24 protein-coding genes and 1 tRNA gene are annotated in these 26,501 nt (G+C 68.7%); 12 read left to right on the top strand and 13 right to left on the bottom strand.

What is annotated here, in order from left to right; genetic code table 11:
• Positions 1-4: 4 nt before the first annotated feature.
• From leuC to KBZ19_RS08810, 5 genes are all read right to left on the bottom strand, one after another.
• Positions 5-1,462, bottom strand: a complete 1,458-nt coding sequence (leuC, locus tag KBZ19_RS08830; RefSeq protein WP_255100630.1) for a 3-isopropylmalate dehydratase large subunit — start codon at positions 1,460-1,462, stop codon at positions 5-7.
• A gap of 57 nt (positions 1,463-1,519) precedes the next feature.
• Entirely contained in the window at positions 1,520-2,848 is a 1,329-nt protein-coding gene (locus KBZ19_RS08825; RefSeq protein ID WP_255100629.1) for a competence/damage-inducible protein A, read from the bottom strand.
• Positions 2,849-2,893: 45 nt separating this feature from the next.
• Positions 2,894-4,015 (bottom strand): MraY family glycosyltransferase, encoded by a 1,122-nt coding sequence (locus tag KBZ19_RS08820; RefSeq protein ID WP_255100628.1) that lies wholly within the window; start codon positions 4,013-4,015, stop codon positions 2,894-2,896.
• Between the two features lie 147 nt (positions 4,016-4,162).
• A complete protein-coding gene (gene glyA / locus KBZ19_RS08815) occupies positions 4,163-5,452 on the bottom strand; it encodes a serine hydroxymethyltransferase (RefSeq protein WP_094513607.1) in 1,290 nt (429 codons plus the stop codon).
• A gap of 129 nt (positions 5,453-5,581) precedes the next feature.
• Positions 5,582-5,655 (bottom strand) — tRNA-Arg (locus tag KBZ19_RS08810).
• A gap of 104 nt (positions 5,656-5,759) precedes the next feature.
• Here KBZ19_RS08810 and KBZ19_RS08805 point away from each other — a divergent pair.
• The 3 genes from KBZ19_RS08805 to KBZ19_RS08795 all read left to right on the top strand — a co-directional run bounded on the left by KBZ19_RS08805 (position 5,760) and on the right by KBZ19_RS08795 (position 6,660).
• Positions 5,760-6,011, top strand: a complete 252-nt coding sequence (locus tag KBZ19_RS08805; protein WP_094513610.1) for a hypothetical protein — start codon at positions 5,760-5,762, stop codon at positions 6,009-6,011.
• A gap of 25 nt (positions 6,012-6,036) precedes the next feature.
• Positions 6,037-6,327, top strand: a complete 291-nt coding sequence (locus KBZ19_RS08800; protein ID WP_094513613.1) for a DUF3181 family protein — start codon at positions 6,037-6,039, stop codon at positions 6,325-6,327.
• Between the two features lie 66 nt (positions 6,328-6,393).
• Positions 6,394-6,660, top strand: coding sequence for a cytochrome-c oxidase (locus KBZ19_RS08795; RefSeq protein WP_255100627.1), 267 nt, complete (start codon positions 6,394-6,396; stop codon positions 6,658-6,660).
• Here KBZ19_RS08795 and murJ read toward each other — a convergent pair.
• Positions 6,644-8,257, bottom strand: coding sequence for a murein biosynthesis integral membrane protein MurJ (gene murJ / locus KBZ19_RS08790; protein WP_255100626.1), 1,614 nt, complete (start codon positions 8,255-8,257; stop codon positions 6,644-6,646). The genes KBZ19_RS08795 and murJ overlap by 17 nt on opposite strands.
• Before the next feature lie 58 nt (positions 8,258-8,315).
• Between murJ and sfsA the strand changes: the two genes are divergently transcribed.
• The 4 genes from sfsA to KBZ19_RS08770 all read left to right on the top strand — a co-directional run bounded on the left by sfsA (position 8,316) and on the right by KBZ19_RS08770 (position 12,893).
• On the top strand, positions 8,316-9,131 hold the full coding sequence (sfsA, locus tag KBZ19_RS08785; protein WP_255100625.1) for a DNA/RNA nuclease SfsA: 816 nt from the start codon (positions 8,316-8,318) through the stop codon (positions 9,129-9,131).
• Positions 9,132-9,244: 113 nt separating this feature from the next.
• Positions 9,245-10,705: an ammonium transporter gene (locus KBZ19_RS08780; protein WP_255100624.1), complete on the top strand. Its 1,461-nt coding sequence runs from the start codon at positions 9,245-9,247 to the stop codon at positions 10,703-10,705.
• Positions 10,706-10,828: 123 nt separating this feature from the next.
• A complete protein-coding gene (locus tag KBZ19_RS08775; protein WP_255100623.1) occupies positions 10,829-12,025 on the top strand; it encodes a 4-hydroxy-3-methylbut-2-enyl diphosphate reductase in 1,197 nt (398 codons plus the stop codon).
• Between the two features lie 250 nt (positions 12,026-12,275).
• A complete protein-coding gene (locus KBZ19_RS08770; protein ID WP_255100724.1) occupies positions 12,276-12,893 on the top strand; it encodes a DUF1997 domain-containing protein in 618 nt (205 codons plus the stop codon).
• A 70-nt stretch (positions 12,894-12,963) separates the two neighbouring features.
• Here the strand turns inward: KBZ19_RS08770 and KBZ19_RS08765 are convergent, their stop codons facing one another.
• Positions 12,964-13,422, bottom strand: coding sequence for a DUF4079 domain-containing protein (locus KBZ19_RS08765; protein ID WP_255100622.1), 459 nt, complete (start codon positions 13,420-13,422; stop codon positions 12,964-12,966).
• 55 nt (positions 13,423-13,477) lie between these two features.
• Positions 13,478-15,043 (bottom strand): bifunctional phosphoribosylaminoimidazolecarboxamide formyltransferase/IMP cyclohydrolase, encoded by a 1,566-nt coding sequence (gene purH, locus KBZ19_RS08760; RefSeq protein WP_255100621.1) that lies wholly within the window; start codon positions 15,041-15,043, stop codon positions 13,478-13,480.
• A 68-nt stretch (positions 15,044-15,111) separates the two neighbouring features.
• Between purH and KBZ19_RS08755 the strand changes: the two genes are divergently transcribed.
• On the top strand, positions 15,112-15,720 hold the full coding sequence (locus KBZ19_RS08755; RefSeq protein ID WP_255100620.1) for an alpha/beta hydrolase: 609 nt from the start codon (positions 15,112-15,114) through the stop codon (positions 15,718-15,720).
• An 81-nt stretch (positions 15,721-15,801) separates the two neighbouring features.
• On the opposite strand, the gene KBZ19_RS08750 is transcribed toward KBZ19_RS08755, so the two are convergent.
• Entirely contained in the window at positions 15,802-16,173 is a 372-nt protein-coding gene (locus tag KBZ19_RS08750; protein WP_094513636.1) for a DUF3155 domain-containing protein, read from the bottom strand.
• 395 nt (positions 16,174-16,568) lie between these two features.
• Between KBZ19_RS08750 and KBZ19_RS08745 the strand changes: the two genes are divergently transcribed.
• Positions 16,569-17,735, top strand: a complete 1,167-nt coding sequence (locus KBZ19_RS08745; RefSeq protein ID WP_094513963.1) for a sensor histidine kinase KdpD — start codon at positions 16,569-16,571, stop codon at positions 17,733-17,735.
• Here the strand turns inward: KBZ19_RS08745 and KBZ19_RS08740 are convergent.
• Complete coding sequence (locus KBZ19_RS08740) at positions 17,707-18,498, bottom strand: adenosylcobinamide-GDP ribazoletransferase (RefSeq protein WP_255100619.1); 792 nt, start codon at positions 18,496-18,498, stop codon at positions 17,707-17,709. The two genes, KBZ19_RS08745 and KBZ19_RS08740, sit on opposite strands and share 29 nt — an antisense overlap.
• A 119-nt stretch (positions 18,499-18,617) precedes the next feature.
• Between KBZ19_RS08740 and tgt the strand changes: the two genes are divergently transcribed.
• Both tgt and KBZ19_RS08730 read left to right on the top strand, forming a co-directional pair.
• A complete protein-coding gene (gene tgt, locus KBZ19_RS08735) occupies positions 18,618-19,721 on the top strand; it encodes a tRNA guanosine(34) transglycosylase Tgt (RefSeq protein WP_399220129.1) in 1,104 nt (367 codons plus the stop codon).
• A gap of 44 nt (positions 19,722-19,765) precedes the next feature.
• On the top strand, positions 19,766-19,930 hold the full coding sequence (locus tag KBZ19_RS08730) for a photosystem II reaction center protein K (RefSeq protein ID WP_094513972.1): 165 nt from the start codon (positions 19,766-19,768) through the stop codon (positions 19,928-19,930).
• 107 nt (positions 19,931-20,037) lie between these two features.
• On the opposite strand, the gene KBZ19_RS08725 is transcribed toward KBZ19_RS08730, so the two are convergent.
• Positions 20,038-20,772 carry a WecB/TagA/CpsF family glycosyltransferase gene (locus KBZ19_RS08725; protein ID WP_255100617.1) on the bottom strand — a complete coding sequence of 245 codons (735 nt, stop codon included), beginning with the start codon at positions 20,770-20,772 and terminating at the stop codon, positions 20,038-20,040.
• Positions 20,773-20,945: 173 nt separating this feature from the next.
• Between KBZ19_RS08725 and KBZ19_RS08720 the strand changes: the two genes are divergently transcribed.
• Complete coding sequence (locus KBZ19_RS08720; protein WP_255100723.1) at positions 20,946-24,185, top strand: glycoside hydrolase family 15 protein; 3,240 nt, start codon at positions 20,946-20,948, stop codon at positions 24,183-24,185.
• On the opposite strand, the gene KBZ19_RS08715 is transcribed toward KBZ19_RS08720, so the two are convergent.
• Both KBZ19_RS08715 and KBZ19_RS08710 read right to left on the bottom strand, forming a co-directional pair.
• On the bottom strand, positions 24,146-25,153 hold the full coding sequence (locus KBZ19_RS08715) for a Gfo/Idh/MocA family protein (protein ID WP_094513644.1): 1,008 nt from the start codon (positions 25,151-25,153) through the stop codon (positions 24,146-24,148). The two genes, KBZ19_RS08720 and KBZ19_RS08715, sit on opposite strands and share 40 nt — an antisense overlap.
• A 54-nt stretch (positions 25,154-25,207) precedes the next feature.
• A complete protein-coding gene (locus KBZ19_RS08710; RefSeq protein ID WP_255100722.1) occupies positions 25,208-26,500 on the bottom strand; it encodes a hemolysin family protein in 1,293 nt (430 codons plus the stop codon).
• Position 26,501 lies beyond the last annotated feature (1 nt).

Genomic DNA, 26,501 nt, shown 5'->3' with positions numbered 1-26,501 from the left:
GGCGTCAGGCGGTGAGAGAAGGCTGGCGGGAGGCGGTGGTGGTGCTGGGGCCGGCTTCGGCGAGCAGTTCGCGCACGTCGGTGACGTGGCCGCGGACGGCGGCGGCGGCCACCATCGCCGGGCTCATCAGCAGGGTGCGGCCACTGGCGGACCCCTGCCGGCCCTTGAAGTTGCGGTTGCTGGAACTGGCGCTGATCTGGCGCCCCTCCAGGCGGTCGGGGTTCATCGCCAGGCACATTGAGCAGCCGGGTTCGCGCCACTCGAAACCAGCCGCGCGGAACAGCTGGTCGAGGCCTTCAGCTTCGGCGGCGCGGGCCACCTGCTCGGAACCCGGCACCACGAACGCCCGGATGCCATCGGCCACGTGGCGGCCACGGGCCACCAGGGCGGCGGCACGCAGGTCGCTGAGCCGGCCGTTGGTGCAGCTGCCGATGAAGCAGACATCCACCGGCAGACCGGCGATCGCTGCGCCGGGGCTGAGGTTCATGTAGCGGTAGGCCTCCTCGGCGATGGGCCGCTCCTGTGGATCGAGCTGCTCAGGGGTGGGCACCGCTTCATCCACGCCGATGCCCTGGGCCGGGGTGATGCCCCAGGTGACCGTGGGCGACAGCGTGGAGGCATCGAAGCGCGCCTCATCGTCGTAGCTGGCGTCGGCATCGCTGGCCAGGCTCGACCACCAGGCCACCGCCCGCTCCCAGGCAGCGCCAGAGGGGGCCATCGGCCGCCCCTCCAGGTAGGCGAAGGTGGTGGCATCGGGATTGACGTAGCCGCAGCGGGCGCCGCCCTCGATCGCCATGTTGCAGAGGGTCATGCGCTCCTCCATCGACAGAGCCGCCACGGCGGGGCCGGCGAACTCATAGGCATGACCGACGCCTCCTTTGACCCCCAGCACCCGGATCACGTGCAGGATCAGATCCTTGGCATAAACGCCGGAGGGCAGGGCGCCATCCACCCAGATGCGGCGCACGCGCAGCTTGTTCAACGCCAGGCTCTGGGTGGCGAGCACGTCGCGCACCTGGCTGGTGCCGATGCCGAAGGCGATCGCCCCGAAGGCGCCATGGGTGGAGGTGTGGGAATCACCGCAGGCCACGGTCATGCCGGGCTGGGTGAGGCCAAGCTCAGGGGCGATCACGTGCACGATCCCCTGCCGGCCGCTGCCGATCCCGTGCAGGGGAATGCCGTGGGCGGCGCAGTTGCGCTCCAGATTCACCAGCATCTCCTCGGCCAGGGGATCGGCGAAGGGGCGGGCCTGGGAGGTGGTGGGCACGATGTGGTCCACCGTGGCGACGGTGCGCTCCGGGTGACGCACCCCCAGGCCGAGATCCCTCAGGGCGGCGAACGCCTGCGGGCTGGTGACCTCATGGATCAGATGAAGGCCGATGAACAACTGGGTGGAGCCACCCGGCAGTTCCGCCACGCGGTGGAGATCCCACACTTTGTCGTAGAGGGTGCCGGCGCTCACCGTTTGTCCCCAGGGGTCTGACGACACCCTAAAACCGAGCCGTGCGGGCGGTCGGAATCAGGCGGGCGCGATGAGCTGCAGCCGCAGGCGGTTGAGCGCCTCCCCGGCGGTGACGGACTGGATCCAGGCGCGGCCCCGGGAGCTGCCGAAACGCACCGCCTCACTGCGGCTGCCCTGCGGGCCCGCCAGGCCGATGTGCACCAGGCCCACCGGCTTCTCGTCGCTGCCACCGCCCGGGCCGGCGATGCCGGTCACCGACACCGCCCAGGTGGCGCCGGTGCTGCGGCGCACCCCTTCCGCCATGGCCAGGGCCACCGGATCGCTCACCGCGCCATGGCGCTCGAGCGCGGTGGCCGTCACCCCGAGCAGTTGCTGTTTGATCGTGTTGGCGTAAGCAATCACCCCGCCGAGGAACACGTCGGAGGCCCCGGGCACGGCCGCCAGAGCAGCGCCGATGCCGCCGCCGGTGCAGCTCTCCGCCACCGCCAGGGTTTCCCTACGGGCCCGCAGCAGCGCCAGCACCACCGAGGCCAGCGATTCCTCGTCGGCGCCGAAGCAGAGGGTGCCGGTGCGGGCGCGCAGCTCCGCCTCCAGCGGCGCGAGCAACGCCCCCGCCTCGGCGGTGCTGGCGGCCCGGGCCGTGAGGCGCAGCTTCACCTCACCGGTGCCGGCATAGGGGGCCACAGTCGGGTTCTCGAGGGCCAGCAGGTCGGCCACCTGCTCGGCCAGTGTGGATTCGCCGATGCCCCAGAAACGCAGCAGCCGGCTCTGGAAACAGGCCCCCGCCAACCCCTGCTCCCGCAGCCAGGGCACGGCGCTCTGCTGCCACATCGGCCTCAGTTCGCTCGGCACCCCCGGGAAGGTGAGCACGGTGAAACCCGGCTGTATGTGGCCGTCTGGCAGGGAGGTGGCCGGCGGACTCCAGAGCATCCCCGGCGCGGTGCCGGTGGGGTTCGGCACCACGCGGGCGCCCTCGGGCAGCAGCGCCTGGCGCCGGTTGCTGGCGGCCAACGGCCGACCCCGGCCGGCCAGCTTGGCCTGGATGTCTTCCCACACCTGCGGCACCTCCACCAGTGGCGTGCCGAAAGCGGCGGCGATCGCCTCGGTGGTGAGGTCGTCGGGGGTGGGGCCGAGGCCACCGGTGCAGATCAGCAGACGGCTGCGGGCCGCGGCCTCCCTCACCACCTCGATCAGCCGCTCGCGGTTGTCCCCCACCACGGTCTGGCGGAAATGCGGAAGGCCGAGGGCAGCGAACTCTTCGGCCAGCCAGCGGGCATTGCTGTTGAGGATGTTGCCGAGCAGCAGCTCGGTGCCGATGCAGAGCACCTCGGCCGCGGCCCTGTCACCTTCGCCCATCTGCGCACCGCCCACTGGCTGAGAACTCATCGGTTCAGCATCATCCCGGCCAACCCAGGCTGGCGGCGCCGGCGCTCAGCTGGGTCGGTTGCCGCCGCCGTCGCAGGGGGGAGCGGGCAGCTGGGTCGCGAGGTGGCTGCGCGACCCCATCACGGCGCCGATCAGGATGGCGGTGGCGATCGCCAGCCAGAGGAAGCGCATCTCCACGTTGGCGGCCACCAGCGCCAGGGTGGCCAGCCACTGGGTGAAGGCATAGATCAGCAGCACCGTGCGGCGATGGCTGAAGCCGGCCCGCAGCAAGCGGTGGTGCAGGTGGCGCCGGTCGGGATAGAAGGGGGAATGGCCCTCGCTGAGCCGGCCCATGATCACCGCCGACATGTCCGCCAGGGGCAGCGACAGGATCAGCAGTGGAAACAGCAGGCTCACGGTGGTGAGCCCCTTGGCCGGCCCCACGATGCTGATCGCCGCCAGAGCGAAGCCGAGGAAGTAGGAGCCGCCATCGCCCATGAAGATGCGGGCGGGGTTGAAGTTGTGGCGCAGAAAACCGAAGCAGGCCCCCGCCAGCGCGGCGGCCAGCAGCCCGGCGGCGCTCTGCTGCAGGCTGAAACTCACCGACAGCAGACCGATCGCGGCAATGCCGCCCACGCCCGCGGCCAGCCCGTCGAGGCCGTCGATCCAGTTGATCGCATTGGTGATGCCCACCAGCCAGATCAGCGTGGCCAGCAGGCTCAGCGCATCGGGAAGCACGAGGCTCGCCGGCGGCTGGCCGAACAGGCCGAACGGCAGATCGATCGCGCCGATGCGCACGCCCTGGCTCCAGACCACCATGGCCACGGCCACCTGACCCGCCAGCCGGGGCAGGGGCGGCAGGGCGAACAGGTCGTCCGCCAGGCCGATCACGAAGAAACAGAGCGAGCCCGCCAGCGTCGTCCAGATCAGCTGGTCTTTCGCGGGCGAGAGGGTGCCGAAGCCCCCCAGCGCCCAGATGCAGGTGAGCGCCAGCGAGAACCCGAGCACCATGCCCACCCCGCCCAGCCGCACCATCGGGATGCTGTGCTGCTTGCGTGAATCGGGCGGGTCGAACAGACCCAGCCGCAACCCGAGCCGCCGCACCAGCGGCACCACCAACGCCGTAAGCAGGGACGCGACACCGAAGGTGACGAAGGCCGCGATGACCGGGTTGCGGAGAAGACTCACGACTGCGAAAGGCTTCTCAGCTGAAAGCTCAGGGCGTGGCTGGGGGGATGGAACGCCGACAGCGCACAGGCCAAGGCGGGATGGTTCATCACAGGGTGAGCCATGGGCCTGGTTGTCCTGGCGAGCAGCTTAGGGAGGAGGTGCAGCTCAGACCGGCTGGGCCACGCGGACCGGGCCGTACAGGGGGAAACGCGAGCACAGCGCCCGGACCCGCTCGCGGCAGCGCAGTTCCACCACGGCGTCCTCGGGATGGAGCAGGCGATCCGCGATCACATCGGCCACTTCCACGAACGCCTCGGCATCGAAGCCGCGGGTGGTGAGCGCGGCGCTGCCAACGCGCAGGCCGCTGGTGACGAAAGGCGATTCGGGGTCGAACGGCACCGTGTTCTTGTTGGCGGTGATGTTCACATCGCTCACCAGCAGGTCGGCGACCTTGCCGGTGAGGCCCACCGAGCGCAGATCGAGCAGCACCAGGTGGTTGTCGGTGCCTCCCGACACCACCCGGATGCCGCGTTCCATCAACCGGGCCGCCATCGCCTTGGCATTGACCACCACCTGCTGGCTGTAGGCGCGGAAGGCCGGCTGGAGGGCTTCGCCGAAGGCCACGGCCTTGGCGGCCACCACATGCTCCAGGGGGCCGCCCTGGCTGCCGGGGAACACGGCCTTGTCGAACTGCCGACCGAAGGCGGCATCGCCGGTGAGGATCAGGCCACCGCGAGGGCCGCGCAGGGTCTTGTGGGTGGTGGTGGTGACCACATGGCAGTGGGGGACAGGGCTGGGGTGCACACCTGCGGCCACCAGACCAGCGATGTGGGCCATGTCGGCCAGCAGATAGGCGCCCACCTCATCGGCGATGGCGCGGAAAGCGGCGAAATCGATCGTGCGGGGGTAAGCGGAATAACCGCAGATGATGAGCTTGGGCCGGTGCTCGAGCGCCAGCTCACGGATGTGGGCGAAATCGAGCTGTTCGGTGTCGGGGGAAACGCCGTAGTGCACGGCCTTGAACCACTTGCCCGACACGTTCACGGGAGAGCCGTGGGTGAGGTGGCCGCCGTGGGAGAGGTCCATGCCCAGGATCGTGTCGCCCGGCTGCAGCAGAGCCAGGAACACGGCGAAGTTGGCCTGGGCGCCGCTGTGCGGCTGCACGTTCGCCCAGTCGGCGCCGAACAGCTGGCGGGCGCGGGCGATGGCCAGCTCCTCGATCGCATCAACGTGCTCGCAGCCGCCGTAGTAGCGCTTGTGGGGCAGGCCCTCGGCGTACTTGTTGGTCAGCACCGAGCCCTGGGCTTCCATCACGGCCCGGGACGTGAAGTTCTCGCTGGCGATCAGCTCGAGATGGTGCTGCTGACGCTCCTGCTCCTTGCCGATCAGGGCGGCGATGGCGGGATCGCCGCTCGCCAGGGAATGGTTGAGGGCCTCGCCGCTGGAGTCCGTCATCGATCGGTACGTCGCCTGATGGAACGGATCGTAGGAAATCGACCCACCCGCAGGGCTGCTGGCGCGGAAGCGCAAAAAAAACCGCCCGGGTGGGCGGTGAGAGGAAGCGAGAACGGGAAACGTTGAAAGCGCGCCTGGAGAGATTCGAACTCCCGACCCTCTGATCCGTAGTCAGATGCTCTAATCCGCTGAGCTACAAGCGCTTGCCCACACATTCTCACCGCACGGAGGGCCCTTCCGTCAACAGGCCCAGGCCCTGGGGCCACAATCGAGGCAGCTTCCTGCGGCGGCTCACCGCGCAACAACCATGCCGATCCGCTGGTACGGCCCCGCCGATCCCACCGACCCCACCTACCGCCACTTCGAGCGGATCGTGAACCTCACCCTGCACGGCATGGCCTTCGCCGCCATCAACAGCGGGCTCTGGGTGGTGCAGGGTCTGCGCCACCCCTGGAACCATCTGGGCTGGCTGAGCCTGGGCTGGGGGGGGCTGTGGCTGGTGCATCTGTGCGTGGTGCTGAGCCGGCGACCGCCCGCTTCCGATGGGGCTACACCATGAGCAGTTCCCCTTGCCCCCTGCGGCCATGACGCTCTCGGCCACCGAGATCGAAGACCTCCGCCAGGCCCTCGCCGAGCGGCTCTACCTGCAGATCGCCGGCTGGCACCTCTATCTGGGCGATGCGGGCCTCGATGGCCCGTTGGCGATCGAATGTGCCGCCCGGCTGGACCAGGGGGCCGGGGTGTGCGCCCGCCAGGCGCTGGAGGCGGTGCAGGTGCCGATCGGTGGCGGCTCCAGCCGCCTGCCGCTGGCGCGGCTGATCCCCCCTGGGCAACTGCGCGACCTCGAAGATGTGCTCGACGGCTTCAGCCACTGAAGTTCGGCGACAAGCCGGGCGCAAAGGCAAGGCTGCGCATAAGGTTGCTGCCACCGCAGGCGCCGGATGCTGGTCATCGAGGTCACCAACGCCCGCGAGGTGGTCCGTCAGCGCATCGGCCGTCTGGGTGGGCGGCTGATCGGCAAGGTGGTCGACGCCGAAGCCCAGGTGGAGAAGGCCTTGATCCAGGAGCTGGAAACCGCCTTCCGCGAGTTCGGCATCGAAGCCCGCATCTTCTCGATCGACGGGCCCACGATGGTGGGCCGCAGCCACATCGAGGTGCCCGTTCACGTGCGGGAGGAACGGCAGGTGCGGCTCAAGAGCGGCGCCTGAGCCGCTGCAGCACCTGCTGGCTGAGCTGGCGCGCTTCCGGCACCCCGGCCGAGGTGGCCAGCAGCCCGTAGACCACGAAGGCCAGGGAAGCACTGAGCCCGCACTCCAGCAACTGGCCGATCAGGCCGGCCGGCCAGGGCACGCCGATTGAGAGCAGCCAGGCAACAAGACCGGCCCCCACTGCCGCCAGCAGCAACAGCAGGCTGTCGCGGCCCCACTGACGCAGGGGCAGCTGGCCGAGGCGATTCTGGAGGGCGAGCAGCAACCCCAGGCAGGTGAGCACGTTGACAGCGACGGTGGCCATCACCAGCCCAGCAGCGCCGAAGTTGATCGCCGGCAACTGCAGGCCCCAGGGAGTGGGCCCTCCGACGAACAACCAGCAGAAGACCACGTTGAAGCCGATCCCGGCCAGAGAGAAACGGAACGGTGTGGTGCCATCACCAAGGGCATAGAAGACGCGCACGATCACGTCGCGACCGAGGTAAGCGGGCATGCCCACCCCATAGGCGATCAGCAGGCTGGTCACCAGCTGGGCCGCGTCCGCGTCGAAGGCTCCCCGCTTGTAGATCAGGGCCACGATCGGGCCGGCCAAGCCCACCATCAAGGCCCCCAACGGCAACATGCTGGCGTTGGAGAGCATCAACCCCTGACGGATGCGTCCCACCAGGGCTGGCCGGTCGGCCGGTTCTGTGAGCCTGGAGAGCACCGGCAGCAACGGCACCAGCAAGGCGTTCGAGATCAAGCCCAGCGGTGTCTGTACCAGGAGGTTGGCGTAGCCCAGACCGGCCGCCGCACCCACCATCCCCGAAGCGAAGAACAGGCTGGTGAACACATTGATCTGCAGCATCCCGGAGGAGAGCGTGGCCGGCGCCATCACCTGCAACACCTCCTGCACACCGGGGTGGTGCCAGTCCCACACAAGCTGGAAGCGATGCAGCCCCTGCTTCGCCAGGGCCGGCAGCTGGATCAGCCACTGCAGTACGGCTCCGAGTGTGGTGGTTCCCGCCAGCACCACCCCACCGAGCACGGCCGTGGCCGGCAGGCCGATCTCCGGGCCTACCAGCCACCAGAGCGCGCCGATGCCGCCGATCATCGCCACGCTGGAAACAAGTGGGCTCACCGAGGGCAGCCAGAAGACATCGGCGGCGTTGAGAGCCCCGAAACCCAGGCCAATCAAGCCAGCGAACAGAGCCATCGGCGCCATCCAGCGCAACTGGAGCACGGCGATCGCGTGGCGCTCCCCCTCCAGGCCCGGGCCCACCAGGCTGATCAGCGGATCGGCAGCCAGCACCAGCAGCACGGTCACGCCCAGCAGACCCACTCCCACGAGCGTGTTGATCGCCGCCAGCACGTGGGCCCCCTCCTGGCGCGGCCGCCGGGCCAGCACGCTCACCATGGCGCTGTGAAATGGCCCGTTGATCCCGCCCAGCAGGATCAGCAGAAATCCCGGCAACACGTAGGCGTAGTTGTAGGCGTCGTAGGCGGCCCCCACCCCGAAGGCGGCGGCGATCACCAGCTGGCGCAGCAGACCTGCCACCTTGCTCAAGGCGGTGGCAAGGGCCACGATCAAGGCGATGCGCCGCAGGGATTTCACCATCCGGTATCGACCGCAGGCCCATTCGTTCGGCTGATTCTCCACCGCGTCCCCCCACCCCATGCCACCAGCCCCCAGAGACGCGGCATCCGCCCACCAAGCGGCCGCCCCCGTACTGCGCTTCGAGCCCTTGGTAGAGGGGCTGCTGCTACGGCGCTACAAGCGCTTCCTGGCCGATGTGGAGCTCACCGATGGCGCGGTGGTGACGGCCCACTGCGCCAACACCGGCCCGATGACCGGGGTGCTGATTCCCGGCGGCCGCGTGCGGCTGCGCCACGATCCCCGGCCCGAGCGCAAGCTGGCCTGGACGTGGGAGCAGGCGGAAGTGCCCAGCGCCGACGGCTCCCTCTGCTGGGTGGGCATCAACACCGCCTTGCCGAACCGGCTGGTGCGCGCCACGATTGAAGCTGGTCTGCTGGAGCCCTGGCTGGGGCCGATCGGGGCCATCCGCGCGGAGGTTCCCTATGGCCGCGGGCGACGCAGCCGCATCGATCTGCTGCTCACGCCCGCCGAGGGAGCGGCCGATCCCCGCCTGATTTATGTGGAAATCAAGAACACCACCTGGAGCCGCGGCTCCCTGGCGCTCTTTCCCGACACGGTCACCGAACGGGGCCAGAAGCATCTGGAGGAACTCACCGACCTGCTGCCCGAGGCCCGTGCGGTGCTGGTTCCCTGCCTGAGCCGTGGAGACGTGGACCGCTTCGCACCAGGCGACTCCGCCGATCCCCGCTATGGGGAGCTCTTCCGCACGGCAGTGGCAGCCGGGGTGGAGGTGCTGCCCTGCCGCTACGACTTCCGGGAGGACACGGTGACATGGCAGGGCACCACACCGGTGTTGACGCATGAAGTCTTAGACGGCACATCCTCTTCTCTTTGATCGATTTGTAGCCGTCGACACCACAGGAACACGCATCAGAAAGGAAGTTTGGCGGCCAGGGACGCGCTTCCGGGCGTCATCCACTTCCGACAACCCTCCTGGTCTTTTCTTACATGACCATTGCAACCCAACCCCCTCGACAACGGCGCCCCAAGCGCCTGTCGGAGGCGAGCCTGCTCGAAGCTCCCCCACTGCTGCTGCGTCGCATCAGTGGCATGAGCAGTTCCCGCACCCTCACCTGGATGGCCTGCGTTCCGCTGGCGCTCTTCGGTCTTGGTGTGTTCAACCTTTCGGCTCACGCCGCTGAGCTGCCTGAGCTCACCCCTGCCTTCCTGATCAACAACCTCTGGCTGCTGATCGCCTCGATCCTGGTGATCTTCATGAACGCCGGTTTCGCCATGGTGGAAGCCGGGCTTTGCCGCCAGAAGAACGCCACCAACATCCTGGCCAAGAACCTGATCGTGTTCGCCCTGGCGGCGAGTGCCTACTGGCTGATCGGGTATTCGCTGATGTACGGCTCGGCTGTGGTGCCCGGTTGGCTCTTCTACGGCAAGGGTGGCCACCTCGGCCTGTTCTTTGATCCCACCGTCACTCCGGCGATGGTCACGGATGGCGCTCTGGTTCCCAGTGTTGACTTTCTCTTCCAGGTGGCCTTCGCCGGCACCTCCGCCACGATCGTTTCCGGCCTGGTGGCTGAGCGCATCAAGTTCTTCGAGTTCGTGATCTTCTCGCTGGTGCTGGTGGGTTTCATCTACCCGATCGCCGGAAGCTGGAAGTGGAACGCCGAAGGCTGGCTCAACAAACTCGGTTTCATCGACTTCGCCGGCTCCACCCTCGTCCACACGGTTGGTGCTTGTGCTGGTCTGACCGGAGCGATCATCCTCGGCCCCAGGATCGGCAAGTTCGTTGATGGCAAAGTCAAGGCCATCCCTGGCCACAACCTGGCCATCGCCACCCTCGGTTGTCTGATTCTCTGGATCGGCTGGTACGGCTTCAACCCCGGCTCCGTCCTTTCCATGACCGAAGCCGTTCCCTACATCGCTGTCACCACCACCCTTGGTGCCGCAGGCGGAGGCATCGCCGGCACGGTGGTTTCCCAGCTGCAGTCGGGCAAACCCGACCTCACCATGACCATCAACGGCATTCTTGCCGGCCTCGTGGGCATCACCGCGGGTTGCGACGGCTTCGGCATGGCCGGTGCCTGGATCGTCGGCTTCATTGCCGGTGCGATTGTTGTTTACTCGGTAGGCATCATTGACGGCCTCGGCATCGATGATCCTGTGGGTGCCTGGTCAGTGCATGGAACCTGCGGCATCTGGGGCACCCTCGCCGTGGGCCTGTTCAACAAAGACGCAGGTCTCTTCTTCGGCGGTGGCTTCGGGCTCCTCGGCCTGCAGATCCTGGGCTCGGTCTGCTACGTGATCTTCGCCCTCGTCACCTCCTGGATTGTCTGGTCCGTGCTTGGCGGTATCAGCGGTGGCATTCGCGTCACGGAAGCTGAGGAAGTCGAAGGCCTTGACATCAGCGAGCACGGCATGGAGGCCTATCCCGATTTCGCCTCCACGGCCAGCTGAACCCCGGTTCACCAAAGCGCGGCCTTTTGCTTCCGCGCCCCCACCCACGGCTCACCCCGTGGGTTTTTTGTCGTCAATCGCCCGGGCCCGCCCATAGAGTCGTCAGCGATGTGGGGCGATGCCGTGGACACCCGTGCCTTCAAGCGCTCGCTGCACCATTCGGAGCGCTACAACCGCCGCGGCTTCGGCCGGGCCGAAGAGGTGGCCGGCAGCCTCGAGCAGGCCTATCAGAGCGCGTTGATCGCCACGATCCGCGAGCAGGGCTATGAGCTGCGCCACGGGCGCCTCACGATCAAGCTGGCCGAGGCCTTCGGCTTCTGCTGGGGCGTGGAGCGGGCGGTGGCGATGGCCTACGAAACGCGGCGTCACTACCCGAGCGAGCGGATCTGGATCACCAACGAGATCATCCACAACCCGTCGGTGAACGACCACCTGCGCCAGATGAACGTGCAGTTCATTCAGGTGGAGGAAGGCGTCAAGGATTTCTCCGAGGTGGGCACCGGCGATGTGGTGATCCTGCCGGCCTTCGGCGCCACGGTGCAGGAGATGCAGCTGCTCAATGAGCGGGGCTGCCACATCGTTGACACCACCTGCCCCTGGGTGTCGAAGGTCTGGAACACGGTGGAGAAGCACAAGAAGCAGGCCTTCACCTCGATCATTCACGGCAAGGTGAAGCACGAGGAAACCCTTGCCACCAGCTCCTTCGCCGGCACGTACCTGGTGGTGCTCGACACCGCCGAAGCCCAGATGGTCTGCGATTACATCCTCGGCCGCGGCGATCGCGAGGCCTTCATGGAACGGTTCGCCAAGGCCTGCTCGCCTGGCTTCGACCCCGACCGCGACCTCGATCGGGTGGGGGTGGCCAACCAGACCACCATGCTCAAGAGCGAAACCGAGGACATCGGACGCATGTTTGAGCGCACGATGCTGACCCGCTACGGCCCCACCGCCCTCAACGATCACTTCCTGGCCTTCAACACGATCTGCGACGCCACCCAGGAGCGGCAGGACGCCATGTTCTCGCTGGTGGACGAACCACTGGATCTGCTGGTGGTGATCGGCGGCTACAACTCCTCGAACACCACCCACCTGCAGGAGATCGCCATCAGCCGCGGCATCCGCTCCTTCCACATCGACACGCCCGAGCGGATCGGCCCCGGCAATCAGATTGAGCACAAGCCCCTGGGCGGCGAACTGGAGAGCGTGTCCCCCTTCCTGCCGGAGGGGCCGCTGAAAGTGGGAATCACCTCCGGAGCCTCCACCCCCGACCGGGTGGTGGAGGATGTGATCCGTCACCTGATGGAGCTGTGCGAGCCCTGAGCACCCTTGACGGCCTCCCTGTCGCCTTGCACCGTGCCACCCGCACCCGTGCCAGCGGCGTCAGCGCCAGGAACGGCAGCACCCAGGAACGTGCCCTTCTGCATGACACGGAGGCATCCCAGCTTGCTGTCACATCGGCTGCGTATCAGTCGGACGCTGCGATTTACGGTTGCCTGTGACAACCAGAAACAGTTCATCCACTCCGGCCTCCGGTAGGTCCAATCCTTTGACCTTCACCCAGCCCCGCCATCTGTCCGACGCTGTCGCGCCCGTTTCCCAGTTACGCAACGGGGACGATGCACGCATCCGGTGCTACACGAGCGTCTTCGCCGACCTGATGGAAATGCGTGCGGAGCCACGCACCGTTGCCACCTACCTCGACCATCACGACGGCTGGTTCCGCCGCTGCGCGGCTCCGATGCAGGTGTTGCCGCTCGGGCACAACGGCTATGCGCTCACCCTGGGCCGCTTCGGCAACTTCGGCTTCGAAGTGGAGCCCACGATCGGGCTGGAGCTGCTGCCACAGAGCGAAGGGGTCTACCGGATCGTGACGATCCCTCTGCCGGAAGGCGACCCCGCCCTGCAGCAGATCTACGACGTGGCCTTCAACGCCTCGCTGCAGCTTGAGCGTGGCGAAGGCGATCAGGCGCTCGCCACCATGGTGCGCTGGACCCTGGATCTGAGCGTGTGGATCCGGCTGCCCGCCGTGATCGGCCTGCTGCCTGAAGGGCTGGTGCAATCCAGCGGCGATCACCTGTTGCGCCAGATCGTGCGGCAGATCTCGCGCAAGCTCACCTGGAAGGTGCAGGAGGATTTCCACGCCACCCATGAGCTCACCTGCCCGCCACGGCGTCAGGCGCGTTTCTGAGCGCCTGGCATTGCGGCAGGAGAGGCCCTGAGTGGCCCACAGCGGCTCAGGGCTCAGAATCCGTGCGCCCTCAGCGGCTCGTCCAGATCTTGTTGACGATCTGCATGCCGCTGACCGCCTGCCACAGGAACAGCGACATCACGGTCATGTTCAGGCCCACATGCGCCTTGCGGGCAAGCATGTTGCCCTTCTGCATGGCGGGAGCGAAGGCGGCGGCCACGGCGATCAGGCTCACCATGGAGATGCCCGCCAGCAGGTGCGGCCCCACGAACAGCTTGCCGTTGTTGCTGTAGGTGACGGCCATGCCGCCGAAGCTGCCGAGCACCATCAAGGCAAGCACCAGGCTGCCGATCTGGAAGTGGCGCTGGGCGAACTTGCCCTTGATCAACTCCTTGCGCTGTTCCGGTTCAGCGGTACGGGTCTTCTTGGCCTTCACCCCCAGATAGAGGGCGTAGCCGAAGAGTGCCAGCAGCGCCCACATCAGCAGGGGATGCAGGAAGTTGAGATTGAAAGCCAGGGCGTCCGGCATCGCAGTGAGAACGGTGACGTTGCGAAGCTACAACTCACGGTGTCGTCCCGTCCGTTCAGTGGAGGAAGTGGCGACGTCCGGTGGTGACCATCGCCAGACCCAGCTCCTCGCAGGCCCGGATCGAATCGCCATCGCGCAGGCTGCCGCCCGGCTGGATCACCGCCGTGATGCCGTGGCGGGCAGCCAGGCGCACGGTGTCGTCGAAGGGGAAGAAGCCATCGCTGGCCAGCACCGCCCCCCGGGCCGCCTCTGCCGCCGCCTCCAGCGCGAGCCGCGCCGATCCCACCCGATTCATCTGGCCCGCACCGATGCCGAGGCTGGCCCCATCGCTGGCCACCACAATCGCGTTGGAACGCACGTGACGCACCAACCGCCAGGCGAAGCGCAGATCGTCCAGTTCAGCCGCCGTCGGCGCCCTGCCCGTCACCACCTGCCACTCGGCTTCGTCCACCGGTTGATCGTCAAGGTCCTGCTGGAGCAGCCCACCCAGCACGCTGCGCCACTGGTGGCGAGGGGCCCGGGCGATCGCGGCTGCATCGAGCTCCAACAGGCGCAGATTGGCCTTGGCGCCCAGCTGCTCGCGGGCCTCGGAGCTGTAGCCCGGTGCCACCACACACTCCAGGAACAGGCCAGTGAGCAGCTCGGCGGCCGCCTGATCCACCGGTGTGTTGAGCGCCACGATGCCGCCGAAGGCCGAGGTGCGGTCAGCGTCGAGGGCCCGCCGCAGGGCCATCGCCCCATCGGTGGCGACCGCCACGCCGCAGGGGTTGGTGTGCTTCACCACCACGGCGGCCGGCGTCTCAGCGGCCGTGCCCTGGGCCAGGTCGGTGTAGCCGAACTCCCGCACGGTGGCGAGGGCGGCTTCGAGATCCAGCAGGTTGTTCATGCTCAGCTCCTTGCCCTGCAGCTGGCGGGCCGCGCCCCAGCCGGCGGCGGGAGCGGAGAACCAGGACGCCTGCTGATGGGGGTTCTCCCCGTAACGCAGGGTCTGCTGGAGGGGCAGCTCGATGGCCAGCGGCCGTGGCGGCGCAGCGGCTTCCAGGCGGCTTTCCAGCCAGGCGCTGATGGCCGCGTCATAGGCGGCGGTGTGGCGGAAGGCCTCCAGGGCGAGACGCTGGCGCAGCGCGTCGTCGAGCGCGCCGGCCGCCAGGGCGGCGAGGAACGGTTCGTACTGGGCTGGGCTGGTGAGTACGGTCACGGCCGCATGGTTCTTGGCGGCGGCACGCACCATCGCCGGGCCGCCGATGTCGATCGTTTCCACGGCCGTTTCCCAGCTCACGGCTGGGTCGGCCACCGTTTCGCGGAACGGATAGAGGTTCACCACCACCACATCGATCGGGGGGATGCCCTGCGCCTCGAGGTCGGCCTGATGGGCCGCGTCATCGCGGCGGGCCAGGATGCCGCCATGGATGCGGGGGTGAAGGGTCTTGACCCGGCCGCCAAGGATCTCCGGAGAGCCGGTGTGCTCCGCCACCCGGGTGACCGGCAGGCCGGCCGCCGCCAGCACCGCGGCGGTGCCGCCGCTGGAGAGCAGTCGGAAGCCGTGGGTGTGGTGGAGGGTGTGGGCCAGCGCCACCACGCCCTGTTTGTCCGACACACTCAGAAGCGCCGTGGGTGCCATGTCGATCGAGACGCGATTGCCACAACCTACGCAGCAACTCCCCGTTTGTTTTCGCCGCCACCCCTCCGATGTCTACCGATCAGCGTGTCCATGGACCGGCCGAGGCGAAGCGGCGGCTGGTACTGCTGCACGGCTGGGGCGCCGATGCGGATGATCTGATCGATCTCGGCCAGGAGCTGGCCGGCCCTGCCATCGGCCTGGTGGGGCTGCGGGCCCCCGAGCCCCACCCACAGGGCATGGGCCGCCAGTGGTACGACCTGCAGAATCCCCTCTGGCCCGAGCTGGTGGCGGCGGCAAGGCAAGCGCTGCAGCTGCGCCTGCTGCAGCTGGGCGAGCAGGTGCCGCTGGAGAACACGGTGCTGCTGGGCTTCTCCCAGGGCGCCGCGATGGCGGTGGATGTGGCCAGCACCCTGCCACTGGCGGGCGTGATCGGCTGCAGTGGCTATCCCCACCCCGACTGGCTGCCCCGTGGCCCCCTGCCCCGGGTGCTGCTCACCCATGGGCGCGAGGATCCGGTGGTGCCCTTTGCCGCCAGCGAGCGGCTGCAGCAGCTGCTGCAGGGCGCAGGCGGGAAGGCTGAACTGTTGGGTTTCAGCGGCGGGCACAGCATCGATCCGGCGCTGTTTCCGCAACTGCGCACGTTTCTCCAGGATCAACTCGGCGCTGCACCGGCCTGAGCAGATCCTGGGATCGGGGCCTTGCGGCGGTTATCGCGGGAAGGCCCGCCCCCTGGAGGGCGGCCTTCCCGCAGGGGAAAGTCAGACGAAGGCGTATTCGTACTCTTCCATTTCCTCCCAGTCGTCTGCGGCGCTGGATTCGATGCCGGCAAACAGGTTTTCTTCGCCGATCTCATCGACGATCAGGCGAAGGGAGGGGAACAGGAAGTGGTTCTCCTCGGCGTACTGCGCGCTGAACAGGCCTTTTTCACCCCAGAAGAAGCGGTCGGTGGTGTGCTCGTTGCGGCGCACGTTGAGCAGGGCCGGCGGCACCAGCGCGGATTCGGCGATGAAGCGCCGGGCGGCCGTGACCGGTTTGTGCTCACCGGTTTCGAGGTTGTGGGTGGGCACATGGGCCAACACACGCTGACCGGCAAGACGACGGCGGCTGATCCGCTTGCGCTTCTTCGACATGGAACGACTCCCGAGGGGGAGGAAAGGAGGATGGGTTTTGTGGCGTGCCGAGGCGAGCCACGGCGAATGCGCACCCGGGATGGATGCAGCAAACGGCCAATCAGGGCAGGGCGGGAGCGGTGGTGCACGGGGTGGCCTGCTGGCAGATCACGCCCGAACACGACACGGATAACGGCGCGGCGGACCCGAGCGGGTCGCCGAACGGCAGAGGGACGATTCAGCCTCTGCTGTAGCCTCGGTCGCAAGGGAAATGCAACCGCTGCCGCCGATACCTCCGCAGTGCCATCCGCTCCCGGACAGCGAAGTATTGGTCGATACGTAAATCTTAAGCCTTTTTCCGAAATCCGGATCATCGGATCGCAATTTCTTTCGGCAACCCGTCCGTTTCAGTGCTGATGGAGGTTTCTGCGCGCTTCACCGCCTTCCTGACCCATCAGCTGGATCAGTTTTCCGATCGCCCCGACCTCCACTCCCTGGTCGTCTACCTCGCCATGACGCGCCAGGGCGGCAAGCCGGGCCTGGTGCCGGTGGGCCAGTGGCCACGCCGTTCCACCGCCCTGCCTGCCGTCGATGAAGACCGCAGCCTGCAGTTGCCCTGCCCGGAGCGACGCTGGCTGCCGCTGCGCCGCGAGCAGCTCCTGCTCGGTGCCATCCGGGTGGAAACGGCCTCCCTGCCGTGGTCGCCCACGCTCACGCCCCGGCTGCAGGCCACGGCCCAGGCGGTCACCGAAGTGCTGTGCCTCGATCTGGAGGAGCAACGGCTCACGCGCCAGCTGAAGCGGAACCAGGAGGATCTGCGGCTGCTGGTGCACCAGCTGCGCAACCCGCTCGCCGCCCTGCGCACCTTCGGCAAGCTGCTGCTGCGGCGCCTGGAGAGCGACCCCGACAACCGCTCCCTGGTGGAGAACCTGCTGGCGGAAGAGCAGCAGCTCAACCGTTACGTGGAGGCGATCGATGGGCTGATCGAGCGGCCCCTGATCGGCCCCGGCAGCCAGGATCCCCAGCCCCTGCTGCTGCCGCCCTCCCTGAGTTCGGGCCAGCCACAGGCGCTGGCGGAGCGCCTCGATCCCCTGCTGAAACGGGCCGCCGCCACGGCCTTGCTGCAGGGCCGTCGCTGGCTGGGCGGCGAGGTCCTGCCCCAGTGGTTCGGTGACAGTGGTGCGGTGGCCGAGATCGTTGCCAATCTGCTGGAGAACGCCTTTCGCTACTGCCCGCCCGGCGCACCGATCGGCCTGGAGGTGGCCCACGCCCCCGGCGACGCCGAGCGGCCCCGGTTGATCGTCTGGGACGGTGGAGCACCGATCGCCGCGGCCGAGCGGGAGGCGATCTTCGAGCGCGGCATGCGGGGAGCGCAGGCCGCCGGCACAGCCGGTACGGGCCTCGGGCTCACCCTGGCCCGGGCGCTGGCCCGCAGCCTGGGTGGTGATCTCACCCTGCACATCCCGCCGCAGGAGCTGGATCCGGCGCTGCCCGGCACCGGCAATGCCTTCTGCCTGCAGCTGCCCGCCAGCAGCGCACCTGCCGTGGGCCGGCTCAGGCCAGCGCCACCATCAACGCCATGAGGGCCAGCGCCAGGGCTTCACACCACTCCACACAGGCGCCGTAGGTGTCGCCGCTGTGCCCACCCAGGCGGCGCCCCAGCAGCCAGGGGATCACCAGCGCGGGCACCAGGCCAAGCGCGCCCAGACCGCCCAGACCCACCGGGCCGGACGCCAGGGCCAGCAGCACGAGCAGAGGCAGGGAGGGCAGCAATTCGCGGCCAAGGCCGCGCCAGTGCTGGCGATGAAAGCCGGCGCTGCCGCCGCTGGTCTGCCGCAGATACGGAAACCATTGGATGGCGACCAAAGGGGCGAGGCGCCCCCACACCGCCGCCCAGATCAGGGCCAGCGCCACCAACGGCGCCGGGGCCACCTCCGCAAGGGTGAGCAGGGCGGCGGCGCGCACCAGCAGCACCTGCGCGAACGCGACCACGCCACTGGCTCCCACCCGGCTGTCATCCATCGCCTCCAGCGCCCGCTCGCCTGCCGCGAGGCCGTCGGCGGTGTCCATCACCCCATCAATGTGAATCCCGCCGCTGAGGCTGAGGCCACAGGCCAGCACCAGCGCCACCTGGGCCGCGGGCGGCAGCCCGCCATCGCTGAGGATCCAGAGCAGGCCCTGCAGGCTGCCGAGCACGGCGCCGATCCAGGGGCCGAAGCGGGCAATGCGCTCAAAGCGAGGCTGCACCCGCGGCCAGGCCGGCAACACGCTGTAGAAGATCCAGGCACCGGCGAGCTCCTGCCACCAGGCCGGCGGGGCGGACGGGGATGGCGGACGGGAAGACACGAACCGCAGCGCATCGGAAGGGAGCACCTAGGTTCGTCGACCGTGCGCGCGCTGATGCCGTGAACCGCTCCGCCCCCGAGGCTGCCGGGCCTGAGGCCGCGGCGCCATTCCGCTTTCAGGTGTCCCACCGCTGCAGCCACAGCCATGCCCGCTGCGGCAGCTTCCACACCCCTCACGGGGTGGTGAACACGCCGCGCTTCATGCCGGTGGGCACCCTGGCCACGGTGAAGGGGGTCACCCCCGAGCAACTGCGCGCCACCAAGGCCCAGATGGTGCTGGCCAACACCTATCACCTGCATCTCCAACCAGGCGAACAGGTGGTGGCGGAAGCGGGCGGCCTGCATCGCTTCATGGGCTGGAGCGGCCCGCTGCTCACCGATTCCGGTGGCTTCCAGGTGTTCAGCCTCGGGGCGATCAACACGATCAACGACGACGGCGTGGTGTTCCGCTCCCCCCGTGACGGCGCCCGCATCACGCTCACGCCGGAGCGGTCGATGGAGATCCAGATGGCGCTCGGCGCGGATGTGGCCATGGCCTTCGACCAGTGCCCCCCTTATCCGGCCAGCGAAACCGATGTGGCGGAAGCCAACCGGCGCACGCACCGCTGGCTGGAACGCTGCATCGCCCACCACAGCCGGCCCGATCAGGCCCTGTTCGGCATCGTGCAGGGGGGCACCCATGCCCACCTGCGCGAAGAATCGGCGCGGGCGGTGGCGGCGATGGGCCTGCCCGGCATCGCCATCGGTGGGGTGAGCGTGGGCGAACCGGTGGAGGCGATGCATCGCATCGTGCGCCAGGTGACGCCGCTGCTGCCGGACGACCGGCCGCGTTATCTGATGGGGGTGGGCAGCTACCGCGAAATGGCGATCGCGGTAGCGCAGGGGATTGATCTGTTCGACTGCGTGCTGCCGACCCGGCTGGGCCGGCACGGCACCGCACTGGTGGGAGGCGAGCGCTGGAACCTGCGCAATGCCCGCTTCCGCCACGACCACACCCCGCTCGATCCCAGCTGCCCCTGCCCGGCCTGCGACCACCACAGCCGCGCCTACCTCCACCACCTGATCCGCAGCGAGGAACTGCTGGGGCGCATCCTGCTCAGCCTCCACAACCTCACCCAGCTGCTGCGCTTCACCAGCGCCATGGCACAAGCGATCCGCGAGGGGTGTTTTTCAGAGGATTTCGCTCCGTGGGAGCAGGGATCTCCGGCGGCGCACACGTGGTAGCGTCCGAGCCACACAGGTTTCCAAGGCCCGCGATGCCTTTCTCCATGCTGTTCGCCCTCGCGACTGCCAACGCCGCGCCGGGCTCCACCCTGGCCCAGCTTCCCGAGGCCTATCAGGCGTTCGGTCCTCTGGTGGACATCCTGCCGATCATCCCCCTCTTCTTCCTGCTGCTGGCCTTCGTGTGGCAGGCCTCGGTGGGCTTCCGCTGATCTCCTTGTCTGGATCGCGCTCCGCTGATCGCATCCTCTCTGGCATGGCCAACCGCCACTAGCGGTTGATCGCTACGGGAAATCGCTCTGTGGCGATGCCAGGTTCTTCAGCGGCGCTCCCGGATCACCGCCCAGGCAAAGGCCGGCAAGGCCAGCATCCGCTGCCAACGGGCCGGTTCCTGAATCAGCCGGAACAACCATTCCAATTGCAGGGCGCCCATCCACCGGGGCGCCCTTTTTTTGACGCCGGCCCAGACATCAAAGCTGCCACCCACCCCCATCCACAGCCCGCGGCGGCCGTGGTGGACGCGTTGAATCCAGGTTTCCTGGCGGGGCACCCCCAGCGCCACCAGCACCAGATCCAGCTGGGCGCTCTGCAGGGCGTGCTCCAGGCCTGGCCAGGCTTCCGGCGCCTGGTAGCCGTGGATCGTCATCACCAGCTGGAGGGCGGGCAGGCGCCGGCGCAGTTGCTCGCTCAGTGAGGCCATCACCTCCGGGCTGGCCCCCACCAAGGCCACGCGCCAGCCGGCCTCGGCGGCCTGCTGCAGCAGCCGATCCGCCAGCTCAATGCCGGGCGTGCGCCGCACCCGATGCCCCTGCCGGCGCAGGGCCCACACCACGCCGGCGCCATCGGGTATCACCAGCTCGGCCGCATGGATCACCGCGCCCAGCTCCGGCTGCTCCAGGGCGGCCATGGTCATCTCGGCATTGAGGGTGACGATCTGGCCGCCGCCGGCACCATGGAGATCCAGCGCTGCCGCGAACACATCCGGGCAGACATCCACCGGCAGGCCGAGCACCAGGGAACGCCGGCCAGCCAACGGGGTGGATTGTGTGGCCATCGCTGCCTGAGGGCCGTGGGGCCGCGGGAGAGAATGAGTGGAGAGTACCGGTGCCGGTGGCGCCGCGATTCCCGTCGCACGGAGCCGGAGCAGGAATGACAGAGAGCTGGGCGGCGGACACCTGGAGCAGCGGCGATGCCTCCCATGGCCTGCCCGCACCTGAAGCGCCGGTGATGCAGGGTCCGCTGCGGCTGGAGCGGTCGGAGGCCGAAGCGCTGCTTGAGCGGCTCCACGCCCAGATCGACCATGTGGTGCTGGTGCGCCAGCACCCGATCAGCGGCCTGCTGCCCGCCAGCACCGCCCACACCGTGCACGGCAACTACGGCGACGCCTGGGTGCGGGACGGGGTGTATTCGATTCAGTGCGTCTGGGGGCTGGCCATCGCCCAGCGGCGCCTGCACGGAGCCGGCACACGCGTGTATGAGCTGGAACAGCGGGTGCTGCAGCTGATGCGCGGCCTGCTCACGGCGATGATGCGCCAGGCCCACAAGGTGGAGCGCTTCAAGCGCAGCCTCGACCGCCTCGATGCCATTCACGCCAAGTTCGAGACCTCCAGCGGCGATCCAGTGGTGCCCGATGACGGCTGGGGCCACCTGCAGCTCGATGCCACGGCGCTCTACCTGCTGCAGCTGGCGCAGCTCACCTGGGCGGGGCTGGTGGTGGTGCGCAGCCATCACGAGCGGGATTTCCTGCAGAACCTCGTGTACTACGTGGCCCGCGCCTACCGGGTGGCCGATTACGGCATCTGGGAGCGGGGTGACAAAGGCAACCACGGCGAACCGGAGCGGAATGCCAGTTCGATCGGCCTGGTGAAGGCGGCGCTCGAGGCGCTCGAAGGGCTGGATCTCTACGGCCCCCATGGCGACGGCCACTGCCGTCTGCACATTCCCCACGACGCGATCGTGCGGCTGCGGCGGGCCCTGCAGGCTCTGCTGCCCCGGGAATCGGCCAGCAAGGAGGTGGACAGCGCCTGCCTGGCGGTGATCGGCTACCCGGCCTGGGCGGTGGACACGCAAGAGCTGGTGGAGCGCACCCGCACCAAGATCCGCCGCGAGCTCGGCGGCGCCTACGGCTACAAGCGCTTTCGCCGCGATGGCCACCAGACCCTGATCGAAGACCACAACCGCCTCCACTACGAACGGGAGGAGCTGGCGCAGTTCGAGAGCATCGAGTGCGAATGGCCGCTGTTCCTGGGCTACGAGCTGGTCACCGCCTGCTGCGAGCAGCGCTGGGAGGAAGCCTGGCGCTGGCGGCGGCGGCTGGAATCCGTGAGCGTGCTGGTGGAGGGCGTGCCGCTGCTGCCTGAGCTCTACCTGGTGCCGGAGGAGGCGATTGCCGCAGAGCGGCGCCAGCCCGGCAGCCAGGCCCGGGTGCCAAACGCGAACGTGCCGCTGCTGTGGACCCAGAGCCTCACCTGGCTGGGGGATCTGCTGCTGCACGGCCTGATCGAGCCCGAGGACATCGACCCCTGCGGGCGGCGGCTGCCACGGCCGCTGGGGGCGGAGCAGGTGCTGGTGGCCCTGGCGCCGGCCACAGCCGAGATCGCCGACGCCCTGGAGCAGAAAGGCCTGCCGGTGAGCCGGCCGGATGGCGCCGTGCGCATCGCCAGCTCCCAGCAGCTGGCACGGCGCAAGGCGCAGGTGGGCGCCAACGCCCGGCTCGGTCTCAGCGGCCACCCGCCCGTGCGGATGGAAACCATGGCCACGGCGCGTCTCTACCGCTGCCCGGGCGCCGACGGCGAGGACCCCATCGCCTTCCTGCCCGCCGTGCTGGAGGAGGGCACCTTCTACCTGGCCGACGACCCTGAACAGCTCGCCGACACGGTGGTGAGCGAGCTGCGGGTGCTGATGCGCCAGTGGCGCGGGCCGGGGCTGCCGCTGCTGGTGATTCCCCTCGCCGTGGTGCCCTTCGGCAGGGATCCCGGCGCCTTACTGCGGCTGGGTGAAAGGCTGCAGGAAGGGCTGGTGGAGGGGGTACCGGTGCGGCTCGACCGCCTCGAAGCCTTCACCGAGCTGGCCGGCTGGGAAACACTGCCGCCGCTGCCGGCCGCCACCGCGCCGGCGGCCAACAGCCGCCCCCCACTCCTTCAGCAGAGCACGAGCCAGCAACCGCTCACGATCCAGCAGGAGCAGGAACTGGATGACGCGCCCCTGCCGGTCCTCGCAGACCGGCTCTGGAGCAGCACCTCCCTGCCCGAACAGGCCGAGGTGCTGGAGCAGCTGGTGCGGCGGCTCGGCCCCAACGCCATCCTGCAGGGGCCGTTCAGCAGCGGACCGGTGACCCTGCGGGGTCTGGTGGAGGAGGTGTACCGCCGCGGACTGATGACGGGCGACTGGAACGTGGTGCGCCGCTGCGGCGGGCTGATGCAACTGGTGCACCCCCAGCTGGAGGATGCGCTCACCGATCTGCTGGTGCACCAGAAGCAGCTGGTGGTGGGCCGCAACTACACCCGCGACTCGCTGATCACCGAACCGCAGGGCAGCGTGGCGATCGCGGCGATGATCCAGCGCTTCAGCGGCGAGGACGGCCGTGAATGGATGCTGCAGCAGGAGCTGCTGCTTGCCCTCGATGGCCTGGCGCGGCTGGAGCCGAAACTGCTGCAGGGCAGCCTCACCCTGCAGCTGGGCCAGCTGCTGCTGCTGCTCACCGGCGAGCTGGCCGCCGAGCAGGATCTCACCCCCGACGAAGCCTTCGAAACGCTCTGCAGCCTCCCTCCCCATGCCATCCGGCGGCGGTTGCGGGCCGTGCTCGCCGACGTGGATCACGCCCGCGAGGCGCTGCTGGCCAAGGAGCAGCTCCACCTGCAGGGGCGGGTGCAGTGGGAAGTGCCGGATCCGATGGAAGATCTCCCCCCCGGCGGCACCAGCTGGCTGCAGCATCGCCAGCGGCTGGGGGCCCTGCAGCGGGTCCCGCGCGATTTTTACGCCGGCATCTGGGACCTGCTGCACCATTGCCGCGGCCTGGTGATCGGCGACAAGCTGGAGCGCCGCAACCGCCTCGAGAGCGAACCGCTGCTGTCGGAGAAGACCCGGGGCGAACGCAACTTCGCCGCGCTGGTGGAGCACCTGCTGATCAAGATCGAAGCGCCGGAATACCGGCAGCTCTGCACGGAAACACTGCTGTCGCTGGTGGCCTTCGTGGGGGCCAACCCCCAGGTGCGCTTCGACGACTACCTGGCCCTCGATGTGGTGATCGGCTACGCGGTGCGGGCCGGCTGGGCCCAGACCCATCCGCACCAGCCGATCGAGAGCTACCCACAGCAGAAGGCGTCGGCCTGGGATCTCTTCTACCGCTCCTCACCGGCCACCTGCCGCCGCTGGCAGATGCTGGCGCTGCGCGACCTGGCGGTGATCCCCCGGGCACCGGCCCCGGCTCAGATGGGCGCGTCGAGGGCCATGCAGAGCGCCGGCTGATCCACCGCCCGCTCGATCAGGTTGGCCAGCAGCAGGGCGCGGGAGGCCTGCTGGCCATCCACCGCCGGGGTTTCCCGGCCACGCACGCACTGCAGGAAGTGCTCCAGCTCGGCGTAGAGCGGCTCGATCGAGGTGGTGCTCACCTCCTCGATGAAGCCATCGTTGCGGTAGAGCAATTCGCCGTGATCGGCCGACACCCACTCGTGGGCGCGGCGGTGGATGTGCAGGCTGCGGTTGAGGAAATCGGTTTCCACCAGGCTGGCGCGGCAGTGAGCGCTGAGGCTGCGGATCTTGCGGTGGGCCATCTTGCTGGCCGTGAGGCTCGCCACCACGCCGTTCTCGAAGCCGAGCGTGGCGTTGACGTAGTCGATCGGGCCTTCGCCGCTGCGCCCGCCGGCCGCCGCCAGCCGCACCACCGGCGCCTGGGCGAGCTCCAGCACCAGGTCGATGTCGTGGATCATCAGATCGAGCACCACCGACACATCGTTGGCCCGATCGGCATGGGGGCTATGGCGGCGGGCTTCCAGCACCACCACTTCCTCATTGGCCACCACCTTGCGCAGTTCGCGGAAGGCGGGGTTGAAGCGCTCGATGTGGCCCACCTGCAGCTGGCGGGCGCTGGCTTCGGCGGCTTGAATCAGGGCGCTGGCCTCCTCCTGGGTGGCAGCGATCGGCTTCTCGATCAGCACGTGCAGGCCGGCCTGCAGGCAGGCCATGCCGACCCGGTGGTGCAGGAGGGTGGGAACGGCGATGCAGACCGCCTCCACCTCACTCAGCAGCGGGCCGTAGTCGGGGAACCAGCGGCAGCCGAACTGCTCGACCGCCAGGCGGCCGCGCTGGGCGTCGGGGTCGGCCACCCCCACCAGCTCCGCATCGCGCAGGAGGCTCAGCACCCGGGCGTGGTGCCAACCCATGTTGCCGATGCCAATGACCCCTACCTTCACCGGCGTGATTGGATCCGTCGTCATCGCGTCACATGCTCACGCGTCAACGGCCCAGACCTCGTTCCTGAGACGGCATTATCAACGATCACCCTGCGCTGCGGGGCCCCGTTCATCGGCAGACCGGCAGGTGATGTGAACCCGCTCAATGCGGGGGCCGTCCATGGCGGTGATCTCGAAGTGGTGGCCCTTCCAGCGCAGGCTCTCTCCGGGCGCCGGAATGTGCTGCAGCCGCTCCAGCAGGAAGCCGGCCAGGGTGTGGTGGCCATCGGCTTCGGGCAGACGCAGGCCCAGCTGCCGGTTCAGCTCGAAGATTTCCAGCTCGCCGGCCACCAGCCAGCTGTCGTCCGGCAGCTGCTGAAGATCGTCGCCACCCTCGTGCTGATCGTCTTCCTCGCCGACGATCTCGCCGGTGAGATCGGCCACCGTGACCAGCCCCTCGGTGCCCCCGTGCTCATCAACCACGACCAGCAGCGGCTGGCCGCTGCGGATCAGCGGCAGCAGCTCCGCCAGCGAGGCGGTTTCCTGCACGCGAGCCACCGGTGAGATGAAGGGGGCCAATGGGGTGTCCCCCTGCAACTGGCCGCGGGCGATCGGTTCGGCGAGGCGGCGCAGGTCGAGCATGCCGCGCACGTCGTCCAACGACTGACCGATCACCGGGAAGCGGGCGTGATGGGTCTGATGGACCGCATCCATCAGTTCGGCGAAGCAGGCATCAAGAGGCAGGGTGACCATGCCGGAGCGGGGCACCATCACCTCACGCACCTGCGTGTCCCGCAGGGAGAACACCCCTTCGAGGATGTTGCGCTCATCCGGCATCAGGCCCGTGACGCTGTTCGATTCGATCAGGGTTTCCAGCTCCCCGGCTGACAGTGCCGGCACCAGCGCATCCCAGTTGCGGGGCAGCCCCAGCAGGCGCAACAGCGTCACGGTGACGCGCTCGAACGCCGTGAGCAGTGGCGCCAGGGTGCGGCTCACCGACTCCAGCACCGGCGCCAGCCGCAGGGCGGAGGCCTCCGGGCGATGCAGCACCCAGGCCTTCGGGATCAGGCCGCCCAGCAGGGTGGCCAGGCTCACGATCACGGCGAACACCAGCAGGTCAATCCAGGGGCTCTCACCCTCGGGATCGAGGCTGGCCGCCAGGCCGCGCCCCGACCAGCCCAGCGCCACCACCGCCAGCGTGGCGCCCAGCTGGGTGGCCAGCAACGTGCGGCGCAACCGCTTCTGCAACCGCTCCACCGCCTTGGCGCCCGGCGTGCCCCCGCTGGCGAGCACCTGCACCCGGCTGGGGCGCAGGCGGATCAGGGCAAATTCGGCGGCGGCGAAGAAGCCCAGCAGGGCCACCAGGGCCACCAGCAGGAGACTCAGGCGCAGG

The organism is Synechococcus sp. L2F (genome assembly GCF_024345695.1).
GTDB lineage: Bacteria > Cyanobacteriota > Cyanobacteriia > PCC-6307 > Cyanobiaceae > MW101C3.
This window is presented reverse-complemented; position numbering and strand designations above follow the sequence as displayed.

Coding starts and splice junctions, on each gene's coding strand:
- KBZ19_RS08825 (WP_255100629.1), bottom strand. CDS start 2,848: ATGAGTTCTCAGCCAGTGGGCGGTGCGCAGATGGGCGAAGGTGACAGG.
- glyA (WP_094513607.1), bottom strand. CDS start 5,452: ATGACGGACTCCAGCGGCGAGGCCCTCAACCATTCCCTGGCGAGCGGC.
- KBZ19_RS08805 (WP_094513610.1), top strand. CDS start 5,760: ATGCCGATCCGCTGGTACGGCCCCGCCGATCCCACCGACCCCACCTAC.
- KBZ19_RS08800 (WP_094513613.1), top strand. CDS start 6,037: ATGACGCTCTCGGCCACCGAGATCGAAGACCTCCGCCAGGCCCTCGCC.
- KBZ19_RS08795 (WP_255100627.1), top strand. CDS start 6,394: ATGCTGGTCATCGAGGTCACCAACGCCCGCGAGGTGGTCCGTCAGCGC.
- murJ (WP_255100626.1), bottom strand. CDS start 8,257: ATGGTGAAATCCCTGCGGCGCATCGCCTTGATCGTGGCCCTTGCCACC.
- sfsA (WP_255100625.1), top strand. CDS start 8,316: ATGCCACCAGCCCCCAGAGACGCGGCATCCGCCCACCAAGCGGCCGCC.
- KBZ19_RS08780 (WP_255100624.1), top strand. CDS start 9,245: ATGACCATTGCAACCCAACCCCCTCGACAACGGCGCCCCAAGCGCCTG.
- KBZ19_RS08765 (WP_255100622.1), bottom strand. CDS start 13,422: ATGCCGGACGCCCTGGCTTTCAATCTCAACTTCCTGCATCCCCTGCTG.
- purH (WP_255100621.1), bottom strand. CDS start 15,043: ATGGCACCCACGGCGCTTCTGAGTGTGTCGGACAAACAGGGCGTGGTG.
- KBZ19_RS08755 (WP_255100620.1), top strand. CDS start 15,112: ATGTCTACCGATCAGCGTGTCCATGGACCGGCCGAGGCGAAGCGGCGG.
- KBZ19_RS08750 (WP_094513636.1), bottom strand. CDS start 16,173: ATGTCGAAGAAGCGCAAGCGGATCAGCCGCCGTCGTCTTGCCGGTCAG.
- KBZ19_RS08745 (WP_094513963.1), top strand. CDS start 16,569: ATGGAGGTTTCTGCGCGCTTCACCGCCTTCCTGACCCATCAGCTGGAT.
- KBZ19_RS08730 (WP_094513972.1), top strand. CDS start 19,766: ATGCTGTTCGCCCTCGCGACTGCCAACGCCGCGCCGGGCTCCACCCTG.
- KBZ19_RS08725 (WP_255100617.1), bottom strand. CDS start 20,772: ATGGCCACACAATCCACCCCGTTGGCTGGCCGGCGTTCCCTGGTGCTC.
- KBZ19_RS08720 (WP_255100723.1), top strand. CDS start 20,946: ATGCAGGGTCCGCTGCGGCTGGAGCGGTCGGAGGCCGAAGCGCTGCTT.
- KBZ19_RS08715 (WP_094513644.1), bottom strand. CDS start 25,153: ATGACGACGGATCCAATCACGCCGGTGAAGGTAGGGGTCATTGGCATC.